This window comes from Pseudosulfitobacter pseudonitzschiae (assembly GCF_002222635.1).
In the GTDB taxonomy this organism is placed as follows: Bacteria; Pseudomonadota; Alphaproteobacteria; order Rhodobacterales; family Rhodobacteraceae; genus Pseudosulfitobacter; species Pseudosulfitobacter pseudonitzschiae_A.
This window is the reverse complement of sequence record NZ_CP022415.1, coordinates 2,595,682-2,619,427: the sequence shown is the minus strand read 5'-3', so window position 1 is coordinate 2,619,427 and position 23,746 is coordinate 2,595,682. Positions and strand designations below refer to the sequence as shown.

Here is a 23,746-nt window from a genome sequence, read left to right as displayed (position 1 = left end):
CATCTTATGCTGCCCTGCCAGTGAGACACGTCGCTGTCTCACGCCCCCGGACTGCGCGCAGAAGTGAACGCACGGCGTGACGGACAAGACGGCCCCACCGATCTGCGGATGGGGATTGCGGTGAATGACCAAGGTCGCGTGACATTGACGGAGATGACCGGCAACACCGTCTTGCCCGATTACTATTTCCCCTGTGACTGTTGGGGTTTCAAAGGGTGAAGCAATCCTTATCCACAGGGGGTTGACCCTGCGCGCTCAGACACATAATTAGCGCTATCTCGAAAGAGAATCGCAGGTTCTGACTGGGTCGCACCCGACAAGAACAGATCACCTGATCAGCGGCGGCCCGTAGCAGCGATGCTTCGGGCTTATGTTGTGAAAAAAGGGCCCGGAACTACGGGCTCGCAACGAAAAGGAATATGACACGTGGCACGTATCGCCGGCGTTAACATCCCCACTGCAAAGCGGGTTCCAATCGCCCTCACTTACATCACCGGTATCGGTAACACTTCGGCCAAAGCCATCTGCGAAGCAGTGGGCATCGACGCATCGCGTCGTGTGAACGAACTGTCCGACACCGAAGTTCTGAAAATCCGCGAGCACATCGACGAAAATTACACCGTCGAAGGTGACCTGCGTCGCGATACCCAGATGAACATCAAACGTCTGATGGATCTTGGCTGCTACCGTGGTCTGCGTCACCGTCGTAACCTGCCCGTTCGTGGTCAGCGTACTCACACCAACGCACGTACTCGCAAAGGCCCCGCAAAGGCCATTGCTGGTAAGAAGAAATAAGGGAGGCTCTGATCAATGGCACGCGATAAGACACGTACAAAGAAAAAAGAGCGTAAGAACATCGCCGCTGGTGTGGCGCATGTGAACTCTTCCTTTAACAACACCAAGATTCTGATCTCGGATGTTCAAGGCAACGCAATTGCATGGTCGTCCGCAGGTACCATGGGCTTCAAAGGGTCGCGTAAATCGACACCCTATGCTGCCCAGATGGCCGCTGAAGATGCAGGCAAAAAAGCACAAGACCACGGCGTGAAAACGCTGGAAGTCGAAGTGCAAGGCCCCGGCTCGGGTCGTGAGAGCGCCCTGCGCGCTCTGGCGGCTGTTGGCTTCAACATCACGTCGATCCGTGACGTGACACCGATGGCCCACAACGGTTGCCGTCCGCCGAAGCGCCGCCGCGTCTAAGCCGACTTTTACTTTCGGGGCTGCGTGTAAGCACGCGGCCCCGATCCGCTTTTTTGAAACCTCGGGAGTCTGCTCCTTAAGGACATGGGGAACAGACAGGAATGGAGGGACGCATGATCCACAAAAATTGGGCTGAATTGATCAAGCCTCAACAGCTTGACGTCAAGCCGGGCAATGACCCGGCCCGTCAGGCAACCGTCATCGCCGAGCCGCTGGAACGCGGCTTTGGTCTGACAATGGGCAACGCCCTGCGCCGCGTGCTGATGAGCTCGCTGCAGGGTGCGGCCATCACTTCGGTGCAAATCGACAATGTGCTGCACGAGTTTTCGTCGGTGGCCGGTGTCCGTGAAGACGTGACCGACATCATCCTGAACCTGAAGGGCGTCAGCCTGAGCATGGAAGTCGAAGGGCCCAAGCGCCTGTCGATTTCGGCAAAAGGTCCGGGCGTTGTCACTGCCGGTGACATTTCGGAAAGTTCGGGCATTGCGATTCTGAACCGCGAGCACGTGATCTGCCACCTTGATGATGGTGCGGATCTGTACATGGAACTGACGGTTAACACCGGCAAAGGCTATGTCGCGGCTGACAAGAACAAACCCGAAGATGCGCCCATCGGTCTGATCCCGATCGACGCGATCTATTCGCCTGTCAAACGTGTCAGCTACGACGTGCAGCCGACACGCGAAGGTCAGGTTCTGGACTATGACAAGCTGACAATGAAGATCGAAACAGACGGTTCCATCACGCCGGACGACGCTGTGGCATTTGCCGCGCGTATCCTGCAGGACCAGCTGGGCATCTTCGTCAACTTCGACGAGCCTGAATCGGCATCGCGTCAGGACGACGACGACGGTCTCGAGTTCAACCCGCTTTTGCTGAAGAAAGTGGACGAACTGGAACTGTCCGTGCGTTCGGCGAACTGCCTGAAGAACGACAACATCGTCTACATCGGCGATCTGATCCAGAAGACCGAAGCAGAAATGCTGCGCACGCCGAACTTTGGCCGCAAGTCTCTGAACGAGATCAAAGAAGTGCTGTCGGGCATGGGTCTGCATCTTGGCATGGACGTCGAGGACTGGCCGCCAGACAACATCGAGGATCTGGCGAAGAAATTCGAAGATTCCTTCTAAGACAGCCTCAAGGCGGGGGAATCCCCGCCTTGAACCACGACCGGGCCTGAGAAGCCCCAAGGAGAGCCCAAGACACGCATCGCGGGCCAGACAAAGCAAAACCGCCCGTAGAGGGCACATCTAGGAGAACGAACATGCGTCACGCACGTGGATACCGCCGCCTGAACCGCACACATGAGCACCGCAAGGCGCTGTGGGCGAACATGGCCGGCTCGCTCATCGAACATGAGCAAATCAAAACAACCCTGCCCAAAGCGAAAGAGCTGAAGCCGATCATCGAGAAAATGATCACTTTGGCAAAACGCGGCGACCTGCATGCCCGTCGTCAGGCGGCCAGCAAGCTCAAGCAAGACGCCTTTGTCGAGAAACTGTTCACAGTTCTGGGCCCCCGTTACAAAGACCGCCAAGGTGGTTATGTGCGCGTGCTCAAGGCCGGTTTCCGTTATGGTGACATGGCACCGATGGCGATCATCGAATTCGTAGACCGCGATCGCGACGCCAAAGGCGCCGCAGACAAAGCGCGTCTGGTCGAAGTCGAAGCCGAAGATTGATCTTTAGTCCGGTCCGTTCAGGACCGGATACGAAAACGCCGCCCCGAATGAGGGGTGGCGTTTTGCGTTTCTATGTGCCGGACTTCAAGCTGCTTCCAGTGCATCCTTGACGATCTTCTCGATTTCGCCAACGGGATGGTTGGTCAGCGTTTTCGGAATTTCGGCGACGATCTTGCTGGTCACTTCCGAATGCATCTCGTCGCGCAGCACCCCCAGCACCTGTGGGCTGGCGACGATGATCAGCTTGTCGAAATGCCCTTGATGCGCCTCTTTGTATAAAAGGTCGGACAGATCCTTGGCAAAGCGATCCTTGGCCAGTTCGTGCCAATCTGTGTCATCCATCGCAGACCGCTGCTGCACACCGCTGTCCTGTTTGCGTCCGGGACGGTTGGCAGACTGTTCGCGATCTGACGGATTGTCCTGCTCTTCGCTGCCCGTCACTTCGAAATTCGGGTCCTGAAGGTCGGTCAGATTGCGCATGAACAGCGCTTTTTCGCTGTCAGTGACAACGATCCAAGTGCCTTTTGCCAGTTTTGCCATATCAGTCGTCCTTTCCGGTGCCGTGATGCCCGCCAAGGTTGCCTTGGCCTTTTTCATCGGATTTACGTACGCGCGTAGCACCTGCATCGCCTTTTTTGGCGCGTTTGAGTGTGTCGCGCGTGCCGACCTTGCGTTCCAGATTGCCACCCGAGCGTCCCTGATCGGCGGGCGTGTCGGCATCCTCCAGAAATTCCTTGGTCTCTTGGGTGCCATCGCTTGATCTGTGACGGTCTGCCATGCTCGCTCTCCTTTTATGATCTATATGAACCAAACGGATGCCGACCGCCGCTGGTTCCCACGCACGCTTGCAATTGCCAGCGCGTCTGGGCATATCCCGAGGGTAAGCCGGAGGTGCCATGAGACGTCTAATCCTTGCCGCAACGTTGGTTTTCACTGCTTTGGCTGTACAGGCACAAAGCTTGCCCGAAGTGCCTCAAAGCCAGAGCGAAATATCGCTCAGCTTTGCGCCTGTGGTGCGCAAGGCTGCACCGGCGGTCGTCAACATCTATGCCAAATGGGTGACCGAGGGCCGCCAGACCCCGTTCATGGAAGATCCGTTTTTCGAGCGCTTCTTTGAGGGTTTCGGCCGACGAGAGCCGCGTGTGCAAAGCTCGTTGGGGTCGGGCGTGATCCTCAGCGCCGATGGTCTGATGGTGACAAACTATCACGTTGTGGGCATGGCCACCGAAATCCGTGTGGTTCTGACCGATCGCACTGAATACGACGCCGACGTGCTTCTGGCCGATCAGGACAGCGATCTGGCGGTGCTGCAACTGGATGGCGCCCGGGACCTGCCGTTTGTGACCCTGCGCGACAGCGCCACCGTCGAGGTGGGCGAACTGGTGTTGGCCATCGGCAACCCGTTTGGCGTGGGGCAGACGGTGTCCAGCGGCATTGTATCCGGTCTTGCACGGTCCGGCGGGGCAGGGGGCGCGGGCCACGGCTATTTCATCCAGACCGATGCGCCGATCAACCCCGGAAACTCGGGCGGTGCGCTGGTGGATATGGCGGGGCGCGTGATCGGCATCAACACCCGCATCGTCAGCAAATCCGGCGGGTCGAACGGCATCGGCTTTGCGATCCCGGCCGGTCTGGTCCACAGCTTTGTCGAGCAGGCACAGGCGGGAGCCACATCCTTTGGTCGTCCGTGGGCGGGTATGTCGGGTCAGGCGGTTGATTTTGACATGGCGCAGTCACTTGGATTGCCAACGGTCGGCGGTATTGTGGTATCGGGCATGCATCCCAGCAGTCCGTTCCTGATGGCAGGTTTTGAAGTGGGCGACGTGATTGCCGCAGTGGACGGTCTGCCGGTCAACACACCCTCCGAGATGGTCTATCGCATGACGGTCGCCGGACTTGGCAAAACCTCGCTGATTACGCGGTTGCGCGACGGCGAGGCACAGGACATCGCCGTACAACTGGTCGCGGCCCCCGACACGCCTGCCCGCAATCCGCAAAGCTTTGGACCACAGTCCCGTTTCCCAGGTTTGACTGTGGCGCGGATCAATCCTGCGGTGATCGCGGAAATGAACCTGCCAATTGAGGCCGAAGGTGTGGTGGTGACACAACTCGAAGGCCCGGCCGCCCGCTCGGGTCTGCGCCCCGGCGATATTATCGAGACATTGAACAACGTGCCCATCACCGATCCCGAGACATTCACAGAAACCTTGCAAGCCTCGGGTCGCTGGTTCGTTTTCGGTCTGATCCGTGACGGACGGCGCGCCGGATTGCGGTTGCGCGGTGGCTGATCTGTTTGACACCCCCGGCGGGCCGGAAGCCCCCGCCAAAGGTCGCCCGCTGGCGGACCGTCTGCGCCCTGCGGCGCTGGATCAGGTCATCGGGCAGGATCACATCCTTGGGCCGGACGCGCCTTTGGGTGTGATGCTGGACAGCGACACGCTTGGCTCGCTGATTTTCTGGGGCCCTCCGGGTGTCGGCAAAACCACCATTGCGCGGCTGCTGGCAGGCGAGACGGACATGCATTTCGTGCAGATCAGCGCGATTTTCACCGGCGTGCAGGATCTCAAGAAGGTCTTCGAGGCCGCGCGCATCCGCCGTCAGAACGGACAGGGCACGTTGCTGTTCGTTGATGAAATCCACCGTTTCAACAAGGCGCAGCAGGACGGGTTCCTGCCGCATATGGAAGACGGTACAATTCTGTTGGTGGGTGCCACCACAGAAAACCCCAGCTTTGAGCTGAATGCCGCCCTGATGTCGCGTTCGCAGGTTTTGGTGCTGCAACGGCTTGAGTTGAAAGACCTTGAGCGACTGGCGCAACGTGCCGAACAGGAACTGGACCTTGCTCTGCCGTTGGACGGCCCGGCCCGCGAGGCCCTGCTGGAAATGGCCGATGGCGACGGGCGTGCGTTGTTGAACCTGATTGAACAGGTCAGCGGCTGGAAGGTCGACGCCCCCCTTGGCCCCGATGCGCTGGCCACGCGGCTGATGCGTCGTGCCGCGCAATACGACAAAAGTGGCGAACACCATTACAACCTGATCTCTGCTCTGCACAAATCCGTGCGCGGGTCCGATCCTGATGCGGCACTCTATTGGTTCGCGCGGATGCTGGAGGGTGGCGAAGACCCCCGTTATCTGGCCCGCCGCATCACCCGTATGGCGGTCGAGGATATCGGCCTTGCCGATCCCAACGCCCAAGCGGTCTGCCTGCAAAGCTGGGAAACCTACGAACGTCTTGGCAGCCCCGAGGGCGAACTGGCGCTGGCGCAGGCACTGACCTATCTGGCGCTCGCGCCTAAATCGAACGCTGCCTATGTCGCCTACAAGGCCGCGCGGCAGGCGGCAAAAAAGACCGGTTCGATGATGCCACCCAAACATATCCTGAACGCGCCCACCGGCATGATGAAGGATCAGGGATATGGCGCCGGCTATGCCTATGACCACGACGCCGAAGACGGGTTTTCAGGGCAGAACTATTTCCCTGACGGCATGCAGCGCCCCGTTCTGTACGCGCCGGTCGAACGCGGGTTCGAGCGGGATCTGAAAAAGCGGCTGGATTACTTCGTCAAGCTGCGTGCAAAGCGCGATAGCTGAGGAAAACTTGACTCTGGCGCGTGGCCGCGCGATGGACGCGCCATGATCTTGACCCTAACCCTTGTTGCTTTCGGCGGTGCCCTCGGTGCCAGTCTGCGCTATTTGTTTGGCGTGGCCGTGATGCGCGTGGCCGGTGCCACCCAATTCCCCCTTGCGATCATCGGGGTGAACGTCCTCGGATCGTTTCTGATGGGGGTTTTTGTGGTGGTTGCGGCTAATCGGGGGCTGACGCATCTGTCACCCTTGGTGATGACAGGGCTGTTGGGCGGGTTCACCACATTTTCCGCCTTTTCGCTGGAAACCGTTGGCCTGATCGAGCGGGGCCAGCTCGGTCTTGCCGCTGCCTATGTCACCCTGTCTGTGGGGTGTTCGGTGCTGGGCCTGATGCTGGGCATGATACTTGCCCGAGGAGCTTTTGTATGAGCCGTGTTCAAACTGTCACCGTGGGCAGCGACGAGGGCGACCAACGCCTTGACCGCTGGATGAAGCGCCGCTTTCCACAGGTAAGCCAGGGTATGATCGAAAAATATTGCCGCAAGGGCGAAATTCGCGTCGATGGCGGGCGGGTGAAATCCTCAACCCGTCTGCAAGAAGGACAACAGGTGCGCATTCCGCCGCTGCCGGACGAGTCCGCGCCGGTCATCCAGCGTACGCGCGTGTCCGATGCGGATGCCAAGATGATCCGCAATTGCGTGATCTACCGCGATGATCACGTGATCGCGCTGAACAAACCTCCCGGTTTGGCAGTGCAGGGCGGATCGGGGCAGGCGGACCGCCATGTTGATGCGCTGTCTGACGCGTTGATGTTTGATCTGGACGAAAAACCGCGCCTTGTTCACCGGCTGGATCGGGACACTTCGGGCGTGCTGCTGCTGGCGCGAACGCGGCTGGCGGCCAAGGCGCTGACAGCGTCGATGCGGCACCGCGAAACGCGCAAGATTTATTGGGCCATCGTGGCCGGCGTACCGACGCCCTATCTGGGTGAAATCAGATACGGATTGGTCAAGGCAGGCGGCCACGGCAAAGGCGGCGAGGGCGAAAAGATGATCGCCGTGCATCCACGCGATGTCGACAGCACACCGGGCGCAAAACGGGCCCATACGCTTTATGCCACGCTGTTTCGTGTCGGGTCGCGTGCGTCATGGATCGCGCTGGAGCCGGTGACAGGCCGCACCCACCAATTGCGCGCGCATATGGCCGAAGTGGGTCACCCGATTGTCGGTGACGGCAAATACGGTGGCTCTGGTCAGGAAAATATGGGCGACGGCTGGGGCGCGCAACTGGGCGGGGTTATCTCGAAGAAGTTGCACCTGCACGCGCGGATGATGCGGTTTGAACATCCCGAAACCCGCAAAGTGATCACGGTCACGGCGGAATTGCCCGACCATATGGCCCACAGCTGGGAAACCTTTGGCTGGACCGAAGATCTGGCAGCAGAAGACCCTTTCGAGACGTTGAAATGACGACCCCGTTGCGGTTGGTGATCTTTGATGTTGATGGCACGCTGGTCGACAGTCAGGGGCACATCGTGGCCTCGATGACGATGGCGTTTCAGGCGCTGGGGGCCAAGGCCCCCACCCGGGAGGCGATCCTTGGCATTGTGGGCCTGTCGCTGACCGTGGGCGTGCCGCTGCTGGCACCGACACTGACAGGGGTGCAGCATAGCGCGCTGGTGCAGGGGTATAAGGACAGCTATGCGCATCTGCGCGAAACGCACGGGGCGGCTGAGGCCTCTCCGCTTTATCCGGGTGCGCGTGAGACGTTGCAAAAGCTGCACCAAAACGATGATATTCTACTTGGCGTCGCCACCGGCAAATCCAAACGCGGTCTTGATGCGCTGATCGAGGCACACGGGCTGGAGCGGATGTTTGTCACCCGCCAGTGCGCCGATTTCCACCCGTCCAAGCCACATCCTTCGATGGTCCACACCGCCCTTGCTGAGGCGGGCGTTGATGCCGCCGATGCGGTAATGGTTGGTGATACCAGCTTTGACATGGATATGGCCCACACCGCTGGGGTTACGGGCATCGGCGTTACGTGGGGCTATCATGCTCCGGTTGCGCTGACGGCGGCGACCCATATTGTGCAGGACTTTGATGCCCTGCACAGCACGATCAACACCCATTGGAGCCTGCCCGTATGAGCGAGTGGAAGCAAAAGAAGTTCTGGACCAAGTCCGACGTGACCGAAACCGAGGGCGGCTTTGGCGTGGCATTAGACGGGCGTTCGGTCAAGACACCGGCCAAGGCGCCCTTGGTGGTGCCGTCGCGCACGATGGCGCAAGCGATTGCCGATGAATGGGCCGCGCAAGAGGGCACCGTGGACCCGATGACCATGCCCTTTACCCGCAGCGCCAATGCCGCCATCGACAAGGTGCGCGTCCAACACGCAGAAGTGGCCGATCTGGTTGCCGCATATGGCGATGCCGATCTGCTGTGCTATCGCGCGGCCAATCCCGAAGGGCTGGTCGCGCGACAGATCGAAAACTGGGATCCGATGCTGGATTGGGCGCAGGTCGCACTGGATGTGCATTTGACGACCTTGCAGGGCGTGATGCATGTGCCGCAAGATCCGCTAGCGTTGGAGGTACTGGCGCGCAGAACGCATGCGCTGGACCCGTTTGAATTGACGGGATTTCACGATCTCGTCAGCTTGTCGGGGTCGCTGATCATCGGTTTTGCCGCCTTGCATGACGCTAGGGCAATATCAGAATTGTGGCATTTGTCGCGTCTGGACGAGGAATGGCAGGCCGAATTCTGGGGTAATGACGACGAAGCCGACGCCCATGCTGCGATCAAGAAGGCCTCGTTTTTACACGCAAAATCCTTTGTGGACGCCCATCGCGCTGGCTGATTTTGCCGCGCGCAAAAAACATAGGCATTTGGCGGTTTCGATCCATCGTTTTCCGTGATCCTGCTCTTGACGTATGAAGATGAATCCTAGCACACTGATCCCTATCGGCAGGGGCATACCCCTGTTTATATCGCCTCCGGCTGCAAAAGCCGGTCGAACCGCTCGTACGGGGCGGAAAATCAGGAAGAGGTAACAATGAAAAAATCAGTAATTTTTGGCGCGTTGACCGTGGCTGGCCTTGCGGCCGGTGCCGCAGCAGCTGGCACACTGGATGATGTCAAAGCGCGCGGCAAACTGAACTGCGGCGTAACGACAGGTCTGGTGGGCTTTGCTGCTCCCGACGCGGACGGCAACTGGGAAGGTTTCGACGTTTCTGTATGCCGCGCAGTTGCAGCTGCAGTTCTGGGTGACGGCAACGCCGTTGAATTCGTTCCGACGACAGGTAAAACACGCTTTACCGCGCTGTCCTCGGGCGAAATCGATATGCTGGCCCGTAACACTACATGGACCTTCTCGCGCGATGTCGACCTGAAGTTCACCTTCGTCGGCGTAAACTACTATGACGGTCAAGGCTTCATGGTGCCCAAGGCGCTGGGTGTGTCTTCGGCCAAAGATCTGGACGGCGCGACCGTCTGCATCCAAACCGGTACAACAACCGAGCTGAACCTTGCGGATTTCTTCCGCACCAACAACATCAGCTATGAGCCCGTGCCCGTTGAAACCAACGCAGAAGGCCAGCAGCAATATCTGGCTGGCGCATGTGACGTTTACACAACCGACGCATCGGGTCTGGCCTCAACACGTGCCACATTCGAAGCACCCGGCGATCACACCCTGCTGCCCGAAATCATTTCGAAAGAGCCGCTGGGCCCACTGGTCCGTCACGGCGATGACGAATGGGGCGACGTGGTTCGTTGGACGCTGAACGCACTGATCGCAGCAGAAGAGCTGGGTGTAACATCGGCCAATGTCAGTGAAATCGGCACCAGCACCAACAACCCCGAGATCAAGCGTCTGCTTGGCACCGAAGGTACGCTTGGTGAAATGATGGGCCTTGATGCGGACTGGGGGGCAAAAGCCATTGCGGTCGGCGGCAACTATGGTGAAATCTTTGCCAAGAACATCGGCGAAGAAACACCCATCGGTCTGGCCCGTGGCCTGAACGCACAGTGGACAAACGGCGGCTTGCTCTATTCGCCTCCTTTCCGCTAAATCCAAAACGCCGAAGGGCGCGGGACACTCCCGCGCCCTTCGCGCAACCGGCATGATTTTGGTGCCAAACTAAAAAAACGAACCGGCCGATATAAGCATCACAAGATGCACCATCACAGGCGCGGGACACAGGGAACAGTTTCATGACAACACTCACCGACCCCCCAAAGGGTGCGTTCCGACCTTCTATGCTGCTGTACGATTCGCGCTATCGCTCGCTGACCTTGCAGGCGATTGCGGCAATTGTTCTGGCGCTGTGCTTTTTGTATCTTTATTCAAACGTCGCCGCCAACTTGCGCGCCGCGGGTTTGAATATTTCCTACAGCTTTCTGGGCAACACTGCCGGATATGACATCAACCAGACGCTGATTGAATATACCAGCCAGTCCACCAACTGGCGGGCGGCGATTGTCGGCATCCTCAATACGCTGCTGGTCGCCTTTCTGGCCTGTATAACCGCCACGATCTTTGGGGTTCTTGCGGGTGTTCTGCGGTTGTCGCCGAACTGGCTGGTGCGCAAGCTCATGGCCTTTTACGTCGAGATTTTCCGCAACATTCCGGTGCTGATCTGGATCATCATTATCTTCACCATCATGACGGCGGTGCTGCCAGCACCCAGCGCGTTTCGGGGAGACGACTCTGACAGTTCGATGTTGTTCAACCTTGCGGCCTTTACCAACCGTGGCGTTTACATTCCGGGCCCGTATTTCACACGCGGCTTTGGTGCCGAAGGCAATGGCGCGCTGAACTGGCTGTTGGTTATCGCGGTGCTGGTGGGGTCGCTGATCGCGACGCGCGCGGTGTCAGCCTCTGCCAATGCCAAACAGGCAGCGACCGGAGTGCGCCCCAAAACTCTGTGGCTGAACCTTGCTATCTGGTTTGTGCCGGTCATCATCGTGCTGTTCGCTTTGGGCTTGCAATGGGATACCCCAGCACTGCGCGGCTTCAACTTCCAGGGAGGCTTGAAAATTGGCGGTCCACTGATCGCGCTGTGGTTTGCCCTGTCGATCTACACCGGTGCCTTTATTGCGGAAAACGTTCGTGCGGGTATTCAGGCGGTGTCCAAGGGCCAGACCGAAGCCGCAGCCGCCCTTGGCCTGCGTCCGCGCCGTGTCATGAGCCTTGTTGTGCTGCCGCAAGCGTTGCGGGTGATCATTCCACCGCTAATTTCGCAGTACCTGAACATCACCAAAAACTCGTCACTGGCCATCGCCGTTGGCTATGCCGACATCACCGCGACGCTTGGCGGGATCACCCTGAATCAGACGGGCCGCGCGATTGAATGCGTTTTGTTGTTGATGCTGTTCTATCTCATCATCTCGTTGCTGATCTCGGCGTTCATGAACGTCTACAACAACACAATGAAGCTGAAGGAGCGCTGAGCCATGTCAGACACACATGCAGAATCCATCCGCTTTGTGCGTGAAACAACATTGCCGCAGGCGGAACCGCCCGTGGCAGAGCGCGGCGTTTATAAATGGGGACGGGAGAACCTGTTTGCCACCCCTGCCAACACACTGCTGACACTGGTTTCGCTCTATGTGATCTATCTGGTGTTGTCGGCAATCCTGCCGTGGTTGCTGAACGGTGTATGGAATGCAAACAGCCTGACCGAGTGTCGCGAGATTCTGGCGGGTGAAACCGGCGGTTGCTTTGCCGTTCTGGTTGACCGTTGGAGCCAGCTTTTCTTTGGCTTCAAATATCCTTCCGAGGAGTACTGGCGCCCGACGCTGACCTTTTTGCTGTTCTTCCTTGCGGCGGCGCCGGTGCTGTTCTTTGACCTGCCACGCAAGCTGCTGATCTTTACAGCGATCTTTCCCTTTCTGGCCTATTGGTTGATCTGGGGCGGTCCGGTTCTGGTGCCGGTTGTTGCGCTGATCGGCTTTATTCTCGGCTACCTCGTCTATGCCCGTCTGGTCACCCAAAACTTTGCGGGCGGCTTTTTCGGCGGCGTGGCGGCGGCAGTTGCGGTGTGGTTTCTGGGCGGCTATCTGGTCGAATGGACATCGGGCCCCACGTCGCTGCTGGCAGCCGTGCCGAGCCGCGATCTGGGTGGCTACATGCTGAACTTTATGCTGGGTGTCTCCTGTGTGTCGCTGTCGGTGCCCATCGGCATCGCATTGGCGCTGGGGCGGCAATCCTCGATGCCGCTGATCAAATGGGTCAGCGTCGTGTTCATCGAATTCATACGCGGTGTGCCGCTGATCACCTTGCTGTTCGTGGCAAGCGTGATGCTGGCCTATTTCTTCCCGCCTGAATCGACGGTTGATCTGTTCCTGCGTGTGGTCATCATGATCACCATGTTCTCTTCGGCCTATATCGCCGAGGTGATCCGTGGTGGTCTGGCGGCTTTGCCCAAGGGCCAGTACGAGGCCGCAGACAGTCTGGGGCTGGACTACGCGCAGGCCATGCGCCTGATCATCCTGCCGCAGGCGCTGAAAATCTCGATCCCCGGTATCGTGAACATCGCGGTGGGCCTGTTCAAGGACACCACGCTGGTCTCGGTGATCTCGATGTTCGACCTTGTCGGCATGATCCGTGGGCCGATCCTCGCCTCGACCGACTGGAACGGCGTCTACTGGGAACTGCTGGGCTTTGCCGCGCTGCTGTTCTTTGTCGTTTGCTATGGCATTTCGCAATATTCGCAGTGGCTGGAACGCCGTCTTGCGACAGACCACCGTTAAGAGAAAGGTTCAGACATGACTGAAACCGTAATGACCCCCGCCCAAATGGCTGTCTCTGACGAGGTGGCGATTTCGATCCGGAACATGAACAAATGGTACGGATCTTTTCACGTCCTGCGCGACATTGACCTGACGGTCAATCGCGGTGAACGCATCGTGATCTGCGGCCCTTCGGGGTCGGGAAAATCGACGCTGATCCGCTGTATCAACGCGCTGGAAGAGCATCAGAAAGGGTCGATTGAAGTGGATGGCACACTGCTGTCCTCGGATATCAAGAACATCGACAAGATCCGGTCGGAAGTTGGCATGTGCTTTCAGCATTTCAACCTGTTCCCGCATCTGACCATTCTGGAAAACTGTACGCTGGCCCCGATCTGGGTGCGCAAGACGCCCAAGAAAGACGCCGAAGAAACGGCGATGCATTTCCTGGAAAAGGTGAAGATCCCCGATCAGGCCGACAAATACCCCGGCCAGTTGTCGGGCGGCCAGCAACAACGTGTGGCCATCGCCCGCAGCCTGTGTATGCGTCCGCGCATCATGCTGTTTGATGAACCCACATCGGCGCTGGACCCCGAGATGATCAAAGAGGTGCTGGACACCATGATCGAGCTTGCCGAAGAAGGCATGACCATGCTGTGCGTCACACACGAGATGGGCTTTGCCCGTCAGGTGGCGAACCGCGTGATCTTTATGGACCAAGGCCAGATCGTGGAACAGAACGAACCCGAAGAGTTCTTCAACAACCCGCAATCGCCACGGACCCAGTTGTTCCTTAGCCAAATCCTAGGTCACTAAGACGGCTGTGGCGGCACCCTACGGGTGCCGCCTACATCACATCGCCGGGAACAGCAAAATCCAACGGCTGCCCCGAGTGCCCGCCGACTTTTGTCCAGCTGTCCACATTGAACCGCACCACCAGAGTCGCGCAGGTGGGGTAATCGGCATAGCGCGGATGCGCAGGCTGGGTGGCACAAAGCCGCCACGCCATATCACCGATGCCGGGGTTGTGGCCCACCAGCAAAACCGTGGGCGCGGTGGCCTTGCGCAGAACGCCAATCATCACATCACTGCTTTTGAGGTAAAGATCGGTGGTAAATTGCACCGGCACGTCAAAACCAAGCCTTTGAAAGGTTTCAGTCGTGCGCGCAGCTGAGGATACCAGCGCCGCATCCGGCACATGTCCCCGCGCCCGCAGCCAGTTGCCCATCGCGGTGGACCCGTCGCGCCCGCGTGGGTTCAGGGGTCGGTCGTGATCGCTCAGATCTTCGTGGTTCCAGTCGGATTTGGCATGGCGCATCAGGATCAGGGTGCAGGTCATGTCGGGTGAAATGCTTTCATATGGAAATGGGATTGGGCATAGGGTCGGTCAAAGCGTTGGCTGACAGGGCAGGCACGACGTACCTTGCAGCCTTTGGTCATACAGTTCTGGCCTGCTGTAGTGTTCAAATACCCCTTGCAGGCTGGAACGTCATAGGGCGGTTGCGCAGACAATGCCCCCACCGGACAGGCTGTAATGCAAGGTTTCGTGGTGCAGCTGTCACAAGGGCTGGTCGCGGGGGTAGGCGGGAAATCTGGGATGTGGTCAAAGATCAAAGCCCCCCGGATCGAGATCATCAAGCCCGCGACATCGTGTACCATCATGCCCACAGGGCTTTGAAAAAATCGACCCGTGTCCATCGCCCAAGCAATAAATGGCGCATAGGGCGGCCCGTCCGAAGGATACGCAGTGGCGGCCCCCAAGGGGCTGGCGATGCTTTCGATGATGCGTTTGGACCAGCGGTCAACCGGATCGGGCGCACCATCGCTGTATTCGGCGCTGGCCGTGAACACATCCCAAAAGCCAACATCGCAGCCCACCAGCACACGCCCCCCGCTGGCTCCCATCACCATCAGCCCGTGCGGTGCGCAGGCGCTGGAGATACCGCGCAGTGTCACTTGCGTGCGAAGGGCAGCGCCAGTGACCAGCCAAAGCGGGCAGGGCGGTCGTCCTGCCATTCCAGTCCCGTTTTCATGGCGTCGTGCCCGCCCTGCGGCTGTGCGATGTAGGTTCCGAACATACGGTCCCAGACCGACAGCGAAAAGCCGTAGTTGCTGTCATGTTCGGCGCGGTCTACCGAATGGTGGACGCGGTGCATGTCGGGGGTGACCAGCACGCGCCGCAACGGGCCGTCAAGCCAGGCAGGCAGTGCGATGTTCGAGTGGTTGAACATGGCTGTGCCGTTCAGGATCACCTCGAACAGGATAACCGCCAGTGCGGCGGGCCCCACCAGATAGACCAGCCCGATTTTCAGCAGCATCGACAGGGCAATCTCTACCGGATGAAAGCGGATCGCGGTTGTTACGTCCATGTCGACATCGGCATGGTGGACACGGTGCAGCCGCCACAGCAGCGGCACTTTATGCGTCACCAGATGCTGCGCCCAGATCGCCAGATCAAATATCAACACGGCCAGCGTAATCTCGACCCACACGGGCCAGTCCAGCATGTTGAACAGACCCCAGCCATTTGCCGCCGCATCCACAGCAGCCCCGACAGCCAACAGGGGCAAGGCCAGCGCCAGCAGGCGCAAGGTGGCGGTTCCAGCAAGGATAATGCCCCAGTTGGTCACCCAGCGCCGTGTGCGGCCCTGTGCACGGGCACGGCGCGGGATCAGCACCTCGGCCAGCGCCAAAAGGGCAAAAAGACCCAGAAAGACGCTTAGCCGGATGGTGGTTTCATATTCCATGCCACCTAGTTAGCCTTGGGAAGTGTGCTTGCCAAGCTTGCAGCGCGTCACAAGCCTGTCAGCGACGGATGATGCTGCCTGCGCCGTGGTCGGTGAACAATTCCAGCAGGCAGGCATTTGGCGCCCGTCCGTCCAAAATGACAACGGCGCGGACCCCTGATGCGATGGCATCCAGCGCGGTTTCGGTCTTGGGGATCATGCCACCGGCGATGGTGCCGTTGGCCGTCATCTCACGGATTTGTGCGGCAGTCAGTTCGGTCACGACCTCGCCCTCGGCATTTTTGACACCCGACACATCCGTCAGCAACAGCAGCCGGTCGGCCTTGAGCGCACCGGCAATCGCACCCGCCGCCGTGTCGCCGTTGATATTGAACGTCTCGCCATTCGCACCCGATCCCAGCGGCGCGATCACCGGAATGATCTCTTGCGCAAACAGGGTTTCCAGAATGCGGGGGTCCATTTTACTGGGCGTGCCGACCAGACCCAATGCAGCGTCGGTGGGCACACATTCGATCAGGTTCGCATCCTTGCCCGATAGCCCCACGGCCCGCCCGCCTTGGGCGTTGATCGCCTGCACGATACGTTTGTTGACCAGCCCCGACAGGACCATTTCGACCACATCCATCGTCGCCTTGTCGGTGACGCGTTTGCCGTTCACAAACTCGGATTTGATGTCGAGTTTTTCCAGCATGGCGTTGATCATCGGCCCGCCACCATGCACGATCACAGGGTTTACGCCCACTTGGCGCATCAGCACCACGTCGGCGGCGAATGTCGCCATCGCCTCGTCGCTGCCCATCGCGTGACCGCCCAGCTTGATCACCACGCGCGCACCGGCATAGCGTTGCATATACGGCAAGGCCTGACTGAGTGTGCGGGCTGTGGCGATCCAGTCGCGGTTCATTTCTTGCTTTCTCATATGCGTCCCTCGTGCCCTGTTATCGGCAAAGGTTGCGGTGCCTGCAAGCTATTCCAGCGTGGCAATCAAAGCGCGCAGGGTGGGGATGCCCCAGCCCTTCTCGCTCGAAGTGACGACGATTTCGGGATAGGCGGCGGGATGCTTGGCCAAGGCTCCGCGCACCTGTTCGATGATCGCGGTGCGTTCGGCCTCTTTGACCTTGTCTGCCTTGGTCAGAACGCATTGAAATGTCACCGCGGAACTGTCGAGCAGCGACATAATCTCGTCATCGACCTTTTTGACACCGTGGCGCGCATCAATTAGCACAAAGGCACGGCGCAGGGTTTGTCGTCCGCTGAGATATTGTTTCAACAGCCGCTGCCATTTCTCGACAACCTGCAACGGCGCGTTCGCATAGCCATAGCCCGGAAGGTCAACCAGATAGAGCTCTTCTCCGGCGGTGAAAAAGTTGATCTCTTGCGTGCGGCCGGGCGTGTTCGAAGCACGCGCCAACGCCTTGGTGCCGGTCAGTGCGTTGATCAGGCTGGATTTGCCCACGTTCGACCGTCCGGCAAAGCACACTTCCATGCGGTCGGGATCGGGCAGGCCGGACATGGCGACCACGCCTTTGACAAACACGGTTTCGCCCGCAAACAGCAAACGGCCCTGTTCGGCGATCTGGGGTTCAGGCTCTTCCGCCAGTTTGAAATTGATCTGCATCAGAGAACCTCGACCTTGTCGCCCAGAGAAATAGTACCGCCCGCGATCACCTCGGCGTAGATGCCGAAATCCTGATGGCCGAACTGCCCGCGCAACGCGCCCAGAGTGTCGGCATCACGAACACCGTTGTGCGGGTTCGATGCGGTATGCATACACCGCTTGATCCGTTCGCGCACGCGCAGCATGGCACCGCCGATCGCCAAATTGCGGTCGATCCAGTCGAATTCGGCCCATGCATCCAGCCCGTCCAGCCAGATATTGCCGCGCCAGCGTTCGGGTTCCAACGGTGCGTTCAATGCGTCCTGAACCGCAGCATGAGACGCGACGTTCATCACTGAAATCGACGGGAATGCGCTGTCGGTCAATCCGCGCCCCTGCACCGATGCGATGCCGTCTGGCAGCAGGCGGTCGGCGGGGCACAACGGTGTGACCCATGCCAGAAACCGCTGCACATCTGCGGCGTCGTCGGGGCAGAACGTCAGCTTTCCCAGATCTACATGGGTGAGCGTAATGGTGCGCGACGCTTCGTCCAGTTCGGCCCATAATCCTGCCAGTTTTGGCGTAAGCGTGCCAAGCATAAAGTTGCGGCAGGAAACCCATTCGGGGGTTTGCGCGTCAAATTTGGTCTTGTCGTGCGTCACGGCCCAAGTGCGATCCCATGGCATTGTCTGGCCTTCGGTCAGGGAGACCGAATGGATGACTTCGCGCCCGTGGCTTTTGATGGGATGGCGCCACAGGGCCGTGACGGCGATCATTTTTTGGCATCCTTGGGCGTGCGTTTAAAGCCGCCTTTGATGTTGCCAAGGATGTCTGGCGTGTACCCTTGTGATCGCATGATCAGATACTGTTGGGTGAACGTGATCGTGTTGTTCGCGATCCAGTAGACCACCAGCCCGCTTGCAAATCCGCCCAACATGAACATGAACACCCAAGGCATCCACGCAAAGATCATCTGCTGTGTCGCATCGGTGGGGGCCGGGTTCAGCTTTTGTTGCAGGAACATCGAGATACCCAGCAACAGCGGCAAAATACCGATAAAGATCAGCGCCATCACCGAACCTACTTCGGGAACTCCCCAAGGCATCAGGCCGTAGAAATTGTAAATCGACGTTGGATCAGGTGCGCTAAGATCCTGAAACGGGCCGAAGAAGGGGGCGTGGCGCAACTCGATCGTGACAAAAATCACTTTGTAGAGCGAGAAAAAGATCGGGATCTGCATCAGGATCGGCAAGCAGCCCGCAGCGGGGTTCACCTTGTTCTTCTTGTACAGCTCCATCATGCCTTGCTGCACTTTTTGACGGTCGTCGCCTGCTTCGGCTTTCATCTTCTCCATCTCGGGCTGCAGCTCTTTCATCCGCGCCATCGAAACGTAGGACTTGTAGGCCAGCGGGAAGAGAACAGCCTTGATGATCAGTGTCAGGGTGATGATCGACAGACCCATGTTGCCAATCAGCTTGTTCAACTCGTGCAGCAGCCAGAAGATCGGCTTGGTCAGGAAAAAGAACCAGCCCCAGTCGATGCTGTCGACAAAACCGTCAATGCCGGATTGCTGATAGGCTTGCAGCGCTTCCCATTCCTTGGGGCCCGCGAACATCTGGGTGTCGCTGGTCACGGTCTGGCCGGGTTCGATGGTGCGTGTGGGCAGGCGGGTGACGGCGCGGTAGACGTCCGCGGCTCTGTCGTATGTCAGGGCCTGATCAAAGGTGCTGCCCGCTTCGGGAACAAGGATCGACTGCCAGTAGTGGTCGGAAAACCCGATCCAGCCTTCGGTAACATCGTTGGTTACGATGGCGGGGCGGCCCCATGCGGGATCGACGTCGGCGTCGGGGATTTCATCCCACTGGATTTCGGACAATTCGCCATTGGCCATCGCCACGGCACCTTCGTGCAGGATAAAGAATTTTTTCAGGTCCGAGGGCTCGCCATGGCGCACAATCATGCCATAGGGGGCGGCCCGAACGGCTGTGTTGCCGTCGTTGCGCACGCTTTGGCTGATGTCGAACATATATTCGTCGTCAACGGAAATCTCGCGGCGGAAGGTCAAGCCGTTGCCGTTGTCCCATTCCAGAACGACAGGGCTGGTGGGGGTCAGAATGCCCTGACCCACTTGGGTCCATTCGGTAGAGGGGCCGGGCACCGCATTTGCAGCCAGATCGCCCGCGGGCGCCCAGCCCTGCAGGGCATAATAGGCGTCAGGCGATCCAACAGGGGCCAGCATCGTCACGATTTCGGAATCGGGTTCGTTGGTAACCCGGTAGTTTTTCAGGCGCAGATCGTCGATGCGACCACCGGCAAGCGAGATCGAGCCGTCCATGCGGCTTGTGTCGATCTTGATGCGCGGTGCTTCGGCTGCTGCTGCGGGTGTCTCGACGCCAGGCGCTGCCGCCGTGGGCGGGTCGGCCGTCACCGCAGGGACAGAGCCGCTGCCGTCGGTGGTTTGCACCTGCTCTGTCGGAGTTTCCGCGACCGGATCGGGTTCGGGCGGTGGAAACATCACGAACCAAACAAGGATCACGACGAAACTGAGAGCTGTTGCAAGAATAAGGTTCTTGTTCTGATCGTCCATAGGGACCGGCACCTGCGCAATTTGTATATCACGCAGGGTTCAACAGAGGTGGGCCCCAAAGGTCAAGCGGATTCGGGGATTCTCGGGTCGGTTGACCGCGCCCATTCCGCGCAGGCAGGCTGTATTATCAGGGGCAATTGCCCCGCCTGCCGGTGATCGAAGGGGCATCTGCCAGTTTGGCGTCGTGGGACCGTATCCATGTCAGCGTCTGCTCGAAGGGAATGGGTTTGCAGATGCCAAAACCCTGAACGTGATCGCAGCCCAACTGCGCCAGCAGCGCATGTTCACCAACTGTTTCAACCCCTTCGGCCAAGGTCTCGACCTGTAACCGCTCGGCCATCGTCAAGATGGCGCTGATCATTCGCTGTTGTTCGGGGTCGCGATCGGATTTCATCACAAAGCTGCGGTCGATCTTGATGCGCGTGACCGAAAACCGCCGGATCGCAGCAATCGAGGCATTGCCGGTGCCAAAATCATCCAGATCAATCCGGCAGCCCAATTTGCCCAATCCGCTCAGGTTGCGGCAAACCACGTCATCGGGGGTGGCTGTCACGACCGTTTCCAGAACCTCGACCGCCAGCCGTTCCGGCGCTAGATCGAAACGGTCCAGTTCCCATGTGATCTTTTCCACCAGCCGGGGATTGCGCAATTCGCTGCCCGAAAAGTTCACCCCCACTTGTGGCACCTGCACGCCGGCGGCGTCCCATGCCTTGAGCGCGGTAAAGGTATGATACATCATCACTTCGGACAGACGTTCCAACAGGCCAGCTTCGTCCAGCGCGGGCAGGAACTCTGCGGGCGAAATGACGCCGCGATCAGGGTGAACCCAGCGCGCCAGCGCCTCAAAGCCCGTCACCCGCCCTGTGTCGGTGGAAATTTGCGGCTGGTACCAAGGCTGGATATGACCGCTTTCCAGTGCCACCGCAGCCTCTTCGCGCAGAGCGGTGCGGGCGGTTTTGGCCAATTGCATCTCTTGGGAATAGGCGCGGATCGTCGATGGCCCGCGCCGCCGCGCCTCGAGCAGGGCGGTACGCGCGGCGGTCATCCAGCTTTCCGCATTGGATTCGGGCGCGCGCGAATTCAGGCAGAACCCAACAGCACAAGACATATAGACCGTGGTGCCATCCACCGCGATCGGCTCTTCGATGGCGCATTGGATCCGGCCCGCCAGTTGAATGCAAATTTCAAGGTCAATGCGCGCGGAGGGCGCACAGCAAATGGCAAAACGCGCGTCGCCGGTGCGGGTTACCACGTCGTCGTCGCGCAGCGCGGTAACGATGCGCTGCATTACCCGCGCGGCGACCGTATCGGCAGCGGCCTGTCCATGCTGGTTCATCAGCCCGTCAAAGTCATCCAGTTCCAGAAACAACAGGGCAGACGCCGTTTGTCCGTCACGTGCTGCTTGCCAGATGTGCGCAACCATATCCTCGAAATGGGCCCGTTGCAGCACGCCGGTGCCGGAATCGCGCATGGGCGGGATGCCGTTTGGTCCGGATGAATGCAAAGCCAGCAGAAGAACGGGTACGATAATACCAATACCAACCAACACGGTTTCGCCGCCCCACCAATAGGCGGCCAGCATCACAGCAGACAGAAACGCCAGCGCCTGTGGGCCGTAAAAGACCACCCGAAGGTTTTCACGCAACCGGGTCAAAAATCGTGGCGCACGTTTGGCCATTAGAATCCCTCGCTGGACATAAGCGCAATAGGGCGCAAAGCACCGGCAGAGTGCGACGAAGGATGTAAGGCCGGAGTTAACGCAGGTCGGGAATACCGTCCTGATTTGCGTCAAATCCTTCCGATTTTAGCATCAACCCCGCAAAATCGAACAGTTTCGGGTCCAGCAGATGCGAGGGCCGGGCGTTCATCAGGGCGCGGAACATCACCTGGCGGCGGCCGGGGCTGTTGGCCTCCCAGCCGTCCAGAATTTGCTTAACCTGTTGACGTTGCAGGCCGTCCTGACTGCCGCACAGATCACAGGGGATGATCGGATAATTCATCGCGCGGGCAAATTTTTCGCAATCGGCCTCGGCCACGTGGGCCAGCGGACGGTAGAGGAACAGGTCGCCCTCTTCATTGACCAGCTTTGGCGGCATCGTGGCCAGACGCCCGCCATGGAAAAGGTTCATGAAAAATGTCTCTAGAATGTCGTCGCGGTGATGGCCCAGCACAACGGCACTGCACCCTTCCTCTCGCGCGATCCGGTAGAGATTGCCGCGCCGCAGACGTGAACACAGCGCACAAAATGTGCGGCCAGCGGGCACTTTGTCGACAACGATGGAATAGGTGTCTTGGTATTCGATCCGGTGCGGGACGCCCATGCGTTCGAGAAACTCGGGGAGAACGGTCGCGGGAAAGTTCGGCTGTCCCTGATCCAGATTGCAAGCCAGCAGGTCCACGGGCAGTAACCCGCGCCATTGCAGTTCGTGCAGCACGGCCAGCAAAGTATAACTGTCCTTGCCACCCGACAGGCAAACCAGCCATTTCTGCCGCTTGGCACCGGGTTCATGCGCGCCCGCTTCGATCATGCCGTATTGCTCGATCGCCTCGCGGGTATAGCGCACGATGCGTTTGCGCAGCTTGCGAAATTCGGTGCTGTCGGGGGCGCCTTCAAAAAGCGCGTGTATCTCTGAAATCTCGTCACGCATGGGGCCTGATACTCCTATGCCACGGTCAAATCCAGTGGCCTTGCGCCGTTGTCGGGTCAGTCGTGGGTATGGTCGGGAACCGGGTCATAACCGTCGCCACCCCACGGGTGACAGCGCCCGATCCGCCGTGCCGCCAGCAGGCTGCCGCGCAGGGCGCCGTGTTTTTCCAGCGCTTCCAAAGCATAGGCACTGCAGGTGGGCTGATAGCGGCAGTTGAACCCGACCCAAGGTGAAAACACCAGCCGGTAGGCACGCACCGGCAGGGCGAGCAGATGGGCCAGCGGGCTCATTTGGGGGCCAGAGCGGCGCGCAGGTCGCGGCGCATCTGTTCAAAGTCGCGGGTTGCGGTGACCTGATGGCGACCGATCAGCACATAATCGGTGCCTGCCGCGCCGTGCGCAGGCAGCTCCAGCCGTGCGATTTCACGCAGGCGGCGCTTGGCACGGTTGCGGGCTACGGCATTGCCGACCTTTTTCGAGCAGGTAAAGCCGACGCGCAGCGGCGCATCGTCGCCACGGGCGCGAATCTGCAATACAAATCCGGGGGTGACCACACGGGGGCCACGCGCCGCACGCAAGAAATCGGCGCGGTTTTTCAGAACCTGATCGCTTTTGAGAGCTGCCAAACGTGACAAACCCGCCCGAGGCTGGTCCGATCCAGCGCGAACGCTGTCTGCGGGGGCCTCCGGCGGGGTCATGTCGAAATACCGTGACGCAGGGCGCTTACGCGCTCAGCGACTTCCGGCCACGTGCGCGACGGGCGTTCAGGATCTTGCGACCTGCTTTTGTCGCCATGCGCGAGCGGAAACCGTGGCGCCGTTTGCGCACGAGGTTGCTTGGTTGAAAGGTGCGTTTCATCGCTCCGTCTCCGTCTTTTCGGATGGGCTGCGCGGAATCGCTAGGCCCGGAATGTGTTCAAGGCCCGTGCTCTAACCGCCGTGGGGGGGCAAGTCAAACCCTCAATCCGA

28 protein-coding genes are annotated in these 23,746 nt (G+C 59.4%); 14 read left to right on the top strand and 14 right to left on the bottom strand.

The features are described 5' to 3' along the window. Positions 1-426 precede the first annotated feature (426 nt). The 4 genes from rpsM (at position 427) to rplQ (ending at position 2,881) form a co-directional block, all read left to right on the top strand. Positions 427-795 carry a 30S ribosomal protein S13 gene (rpsM, locus tag SULPSESMR1_RS12780; RefSeq protein WP_089421169.1) on the top strand — a complete coding sequence of 123 codons (369 nt, stop codon included), beginning with the start codon at positions 427-429 and terminating at the stop codon, positions 793-795. Positions 796-810: 15 nt separating this feature from the next. Further along, positions 811-1,200 (top strand): 30S ribosomal protein S11, encoded by a 390-nt coding sequence (gene rpsK / locus SULPSESMR1_RS12775; RefSeq protein ID WP_028957260.1) that lies wholly within the window; start codon positions 811-813, stop codon positions 1,198-1,200. Between the two features lie 113 nt (positions 1,201-1,313). After that, a complete protein-coding gene (locus SULPSESMR1_RS12770) occupies positions 1,314-2,330 on the top strand; it encodes a DNA-directed RNA polymerase subunit alpha (protein ID WP_089422320.1) in 1,017 nt (338 codons plus the stop codon). A gap of 134 nt (positions 2,331-2,464) precedes the next feature. Continuing rightward, on the top strand, positions 2,465-2,881 hold the full coding sequence (gene rplQ / locus SULPSESMR1_RS12765; RefSeq protein ID WP_089421168.1) for a 50S ribosomal protein L17: 417 nt from the start codon (positions 2,465-2,467) through the stop codon (positions 2,879-2,881). A gap of 84 nt (positions 2,882-2,965) precedes the next feature. On the opposite strand, the gene SULPSESMR1_RS12760 is transcribed toward rplQ, so the two are convergent. Further along, the gene (locus tag SULPSESMR1_RS12760) at positions 2,966-3,421 is read right to left on the bottom strand and encodes a host attachment family protein (RefSeq protein ID WP_089421167.1); all 456 of its coding nucleotides are present in this window, start codon (positions 3,419-3,421) and stop codon (positions 2,966-2,968) included. Position 3,422: 1 nt separating this feature from the next. Continuing rightward, positions 3,423-3,659 (bottom strand): hypothetical protein, encoded by a 237-nt coding sequence (locus SULPSESMR1_RS12755; RefSeq protein ID WP_089421166.1) that lies wholly within the window; start codon positions 3,657-3,659, stop codon positions 3,423-3,425. 118 nt (positions 3,660-3,777) lie between these two features. On the opposite strand from SULPSESMR1_RS12755, the gene SULPSESMR1_RS12750 reads away from it, so the two are divergent. From SULPSESMR1_RS12750 to SULPSESMR1_RS12705, 10 genes are all read left to right on the top strand, one after another. Next, positions 3,778-5,169, top strand: coding sequence for a trypsin-like peptidase domain-containing protein (locus SULPSESMR1_RS12750; protein ID WP_089421165.1), 1,392 nt, complete (start codon positions 3,778-3,780; stop codon positions 5,167-5,169). Further along, on the top strand, positions 5,162-6,472 hold the full coding sequence (locus SULPSESMR1_RS12745; RefSeq protein WP_089422319.1) for a replication-associated recombination protein A: 1,311 nt from the start codon (positions 5,162-5,164) through the stop codon (positions 6,470-6,472). The genes SULPSESMR1_RS12750 and SULPSESMR1_RS12745 overlap by 8 nt, the downstream gene beginning before the upstream one ends. A 42-nt stretch (positions 6,473-6,514) precedes the next feature. Next, positions 6,515-6,895, top strand: coding sequence for a fluoride efflux transporter CrcB (gene crcB, locus SULPSESMR1_RS12740; protein ID WP_089421164.1), 381 nt, complete (start codon positions 6,515-6,517; stop codon positions 6,893-6,895). Continuing rightward, on the top strand, positions 6,892-7,935 hold the full coding sequence (locus SULPSESMR1_RS12735; RefSeq protein ID WP_089421163.1) for an RluA family pseudouridine synthase: 1,044 nt from the start codon (positions 6,892-6,894) through the stop codon (positions 7,933-7,935). Before crcB ends, SULPSESMR1_RS12735 begins: the two co-directional genes overlap by 4 nt. Then, positions 7,932-8,615, top strand: coding sequence for an HAD-IA family hydrolase (locus tag SULPSESMR1_RS12730; RefSeq protein WP_089421162.1), 684 nt, complete (start codon positions 7,932-7,934; stop codon positions 8,613-8,615). Before SULPSESMR1_RS12735 ends, SULPSESMR1_RS12730 begins: the two co-directional genes overlap by 4 nt. Next, positions 8,612-9,325, top strand: a complete 714-nt coding sequence (locus SULPSESMR1_RS12725) for an ATP12 family chaperone protein (protein WP_089421161.1) — start codon at positions 8,612-8,614, stop codon at positions 9,323-9,325. Before SULPSESMR1_RS12730 ends, SULPSESMR1_RS12725 begins: the two co-directional genes overlap by 4 nt. Before the next feature lie 195 nt (positions 9,326-9,520). Further along, entirely contained in the window at positions 9,521-10,537 is a 1,017-nt protein-coding gene (locus SULPSESMR1_RS12720; RefSeq protein WP_089421160.1) for an amino acid ABC transporter substrate-binding protein, read from the top strand. Positions 10,538-10,680: 143 nt separating this feature from the next. Further along, the gene (locus SULPSESMR1_RS12715) at positions 10,681-11,919 is read left to right on the top strand and encodes an amino acid ABC transporter permease (RefSeq protein ID WP_089421159.1); all 1,239 of its coding nucleotides are present in this window, start codon (positions 10,681-10,683) and stop codon (positions 11,917-11,919) included. Between the two features lie 3 nt (positions 11,920-11,922). After that, positions 11,923-13,221, top strand: coding sequence for an amino acid ABC transporter permease (locus SULPSESMR1_RS12710; protein WP_089421158.1), 1,299 nt, complete (start codon positions 11,923-11,925; stop codon positions 13,219-13,221). 15 nt (positions 13,222-13,236) lie between these two features. Further along, positions 13,237-14,016, top strand: a complete 780-nt coding sequence (locus SULPSESMR1_RS12705) for an amino acid ABC transporter ATP-binding protein (protein ID WP_275888372.1) — start codon at positions 13,237-13,239, stop codon at positions 14,014-14,016. A gap of 31 nt (positions 14,017-14,047) precedes the next feature. Here the strand turns inward: SULPSESMR1_RS12705 and SULPSESMR1_RS12700 are convergent, their stop codons facing one another. From SULPSESMR1_RS12700 to rpmH, 12 genes are all read right to left on the bottom strand, one after another. After that, complete coding sequence (locus SULPSESMR1_RS12700; protein WP_089421157.1) at positions 14,048-14,539, bottom strand: SixA phosphatase family protein; 492 nt, start codon at positions 14,537-14,539, stop codon at positions 14,048-14,050. Continuing rightward, positions 14,536-15,216, bottom strand: coding sequence for a ferredoxin (locus tag SULPSESMR1_RS12695; RefSeq protein ID WP_240311455.1), 681 nt, complete (start codon positions 15,214-15,216; stop codon positions 14,536-14,538). The genes SULPSESMR1_RS12700 and SULPSESMR1_RS12695 overlap by 4 nt, the downstream gene beginning before the upstream one ends. Beyond that, on the bottom strand, positions 15,153-15,947 hold the full coding sequence (locus SULPSESMR1_RS12690; protein ID WP_089421156.1) for a sterol desaturase family protein: 795 nt from the start codon (positions 15,945-15,947) through the stop codon (positions 15,153-15,155). Before SULPSESMR1_RS12690 ends, SULPSESMR1_RS12695 begins: the two co-directional genes overlap by 64 nt. Positions 15,948-16,005: 58 nt before the next feature. Next, positions 16,006-16,866 (bottom strand): acetylglutamate kinase, encoded by an 861-nt coding sequence (argB, locus tag SULPSESMR1_RS12685; RefSeq protein WP_089421155.1) that lies wholly within the window; start codon positions 16,864-16,866, stop codon positions 16,006-16,008. A 48-nt stretch (positions 16,867-16,914) separates the two neighbouring features. Beyond that, on the bottom strand, positions 16,915-17,565 hold the full coding sequence (gene yihA, locus SULPSESMR1_RS12680) for a ribosome biogenesis GTP-binding protein YihA/YsxC (protein WP_089421154.1): 651 nt from the start codon (positions 17,563-17,565) through the stop codon (positions 16,915-16,917). Beyond that, positions 17,565-18,320 carry an MOSC domain-containing protein gene (locus SULPSESMR1_RS12675; protein ID WP_089421153.1) on the bottom strand — a complete coding sequence of 252 codons (756 nt, stop codon included), beginning with the start codon at positions 18,318-18,320 and terminating at the stop codon, positions 17,565-17,567. The genes yihA and SULPSESMR1_RS12675 overlap by 1 nt, the downstream gene beginning before the upstream one ends. Continuing rightward, positions 18,317-20,131, bottom strand: a complete 1,815-nt coding sequence (gene yidC / locus SULPSESMR1_RS12670; RefSeq protein ID WP_089421152.1) for a membrane protein insertase YidC — start codon at positions 20,129-20,131, stop codon at positions 18,317-18,319. Before yidC ends, SULPSESMR1_RS12675 begins: the two co-directional genes overlap by 4 nt. A gap of 127 nt (positions 20,132-20,258) precedes the next feature. Further along, the gene (locus SULPSESMR1_RS12665) at positions 20,259-21,809 is read right to left on the bottom strand and encodes a putative bifunctional diguanylate cyclase/phosphodiesterase (RefSeq protein WP_089421151.1); all 1,551 of its coding nucleotides are present in this window, start codon (positions 21,807-21,809) and stop codon (positions 20,259-20,261) included. Between the two features lie 76 nt (positions 21,810-21,885). After that, positions 21,886-22,779, bottom strand: coding sequence for a tRNA 2-thiocytidine(32) synthetase TtcA (ttcA, locus tag SULPSESMR1_RS12660; RefSeq protein ID WP_089421150.1), 894 nt, complete (start codon positions 22,777-22,779; stop codon positions 21,886-21,888). Between the two features lie 56 nt (positions 22,780-22,835). Further along, a complete protein-coding gene (gene yidD, locus SULPSESMR1_RS12655; RefSeq protein ID WP_089421149.1) occupies positions 22,836-23,069 on the bottom strand; it encodes a membrane protein insertion efficiency factor YidD in 234 nt (77 codons plus the stop codon). Continuing rightward, a complete protein-coding gene (gene rnpA, locus SULPSESMR1_RS12650; protein ID WP_089421148.1) occupies positions 23,066-23,476 on the bottom strand; it encodes a ribonuclease P protein component in 411 nt (136 codons plus the stop codon). Before rnpA ends, yidD begins: the two co-directional genes overlap by 4 nt. Positions 23,477-23,501: 25 nt before the next feature. Continuing rightward, complete coding sequence (gene rpmH / locus SULPSESMR1_RS12645; RefSeq protein WP_072775959.1) at positions 23,502-23,636, bottom strand: 50S ribosomal protein L34; 135 nt, start codon at positions 23,634-23,636, stop codon at positions 23,502-23,504. Between the last annotated feature and the right edge of the window lie 110 nt (positions 23,637-23,746).

Coding starts and splice junctions, on each gene's coding strand:
- rpsK (WP_028957260.1), top strand. CDS start 811: ATGGCACGCGATAAGACACGTACAAAGAAAAAAGAGCGTAAGAACATC.
- SULPSESMR1_RS12770 (WP_089422320.1), top strand. CDS start 1,314: ATGATCCACAAAAATTGGGCTGAATTGATCAAGCCTCAACAGCTTGAC.
- rplQ (WP_089421168.1), top strand. CDS start 2,465: ATGCGTCACGCACGTGGATACCGCCGCCTGAACCGCACACATGAGCAC.
- SULPSESMR1_RS12760 (WP_089421167.1), bottom strand. CDS start 3,421: ATGGCAAAACTGGCAAAAGGCACTTGGATCGTTGTCACTGACAGCGAA.
- SULPSESMR1_RS12755 (WP_089421166.1), bottom strand. CDS start 3,659: ATGGCAGACCGTCACAGATCAAGCGATGGCACCCAAGAGACCAAGGAA.
- SULPSESMR1_RS12750 (WP_089421165.1), top strand. CDS start 3,778: ATGAGACGTCTAATCCTTGCCGCAACGTTGGTTTTCACTGCTTTGGCT.
- crcB (WP_089421164.1), top strand. CDS start 6,515: ATGATCTTGACCCTAACCCTTGTTGCTTTCGGCGGTGCCCTCGGTGCC.
- SULPSESMR1_RS12735 (WP_089421163.1), top strand. CDS start 6,892: ATGAGCCGTGTTCAAACTGTCACCGTGGGCAGCGACGAGGGCGACCAA.
- SULPSESMR1_RS12730 (WP_089421162.1), top strand. CDS start 7,932: ATGACGACCCCGTTGCGGTTGGTGATCTTTGATGTTGATGGCACGCTG.
- SULPSESMR1_RS12725 (WP_089421161.1), top strand. CDS start 8,612: ATGAGCGAGTGGAAGCAAAAGAAGTTCTGGACCAAGTCCGACGTGACC.
- SULPSESMR1_RS12720 (WP_089421160.1), top strand. CDS start 9,521: ATGAAAAAATCAGTAATTTTTGGCGCGTTGACCGTGGCTGGCCTTGCG.
- SULPSESMR1_RS12715 (WP_089421159.1), top strand. CDS start 10,681: ATGACAACACTCACCGACCCCCCAAAGGGTGCGTTCCGACCTTCTATG.
- SULPSESMR1_RS12710 (WP_089421158.1), top strand. CDS start 11,923: ATGTCAGACACACATGCAGAATCCATCCGCTTTGTGCGTGAAACAACA.
- SULPSESMR1_RS12705 (WP_275888372.1), top strand. CDS start 13,237: ATGACTGAAACCGTAATGACCCCCGCCCAAATGGCTGTCTCTGACGAG.
- SULPSESMR1_RS12700 (WP_089421157.1), bottom strand. CDS start 14,539: ATGACCTGCACCCTGATCCTGATGCGCCATGCCAAATCCGACTGGAAC.
- SULPSESMR1_RS12695 (WP_240311455.1), bottom strand. CDS start 15,216: ATGGCAGGACGACCGCCCTGCCCGCTTTGGCTGGTCACTGGCGCTGCC.
- SULPSESMR1_RS12690 (WP_089421156.1), bottom strand. CDS start 15,947: ATGGAATATGAAACCACCATCCGGCTAAGCGTCTTTCTGGGTCTTTTT.
- argB (WP_089421155.1), bottom strand. CDS start 16,866: ATGAGAAAGCAAGAAATGAACCGCGACTGGATCGCCACAGCCCGCACA.
- yihA (WP_089421154.1), bottom strand. CDS start 17,565: ATGCAGATCAATTTCAAACTGGCGGAAGAGCCTGAACCCCAGATCGCC.
- SULPSESMR1_RS12675 (WP_089421153.1), bottom strand. CDS start 18,320: ATGATCGCCGTCACGGCCCTGTGGCGCCATCCCATCAAAAGCCACGGG.
- yidC (WP_089421152.1), bottom strand. CDS start 20,131: ATGGACGATCAGAACAAGAACCTTATTCTTGCAACAGCTCTCAGTTTC.
- SULPSESMR1_RS12665 (WP_089421151.1), bottom strand. CDS start 21,809: ATGGCCAAACGTGCGCCACGATTTTTGACCCGGTTGCGTGAAAACCTT.
- ttcA (WP_089421150.1), bottom strand. CDS start 22,779: ATGCGTGACGAGATTTCAGAGATACACGCGCTTTTTGAAGGCGCCCCC.
- yidD (WP_089421149.1), bottom strand. CDS start 23,069: ATGAGCCCGCTGGCCCATCTGCTCGCCCTGCCGGTGCGTGCCTACCGG.
- rnpA (WP_089421148.1), bottom strand. CDS start 23,476: ATGACCCCGCCGGAGGCCCCCGCAGACAGCGTTCGCGCTGGATCGGAC.
- rpmH (WP_072775959.1), bottom strand. CDS start 23,636: ATGAAACGCACCTTTCAACCAAGCAACCTCGTGCGCAAACGGCGCCAC.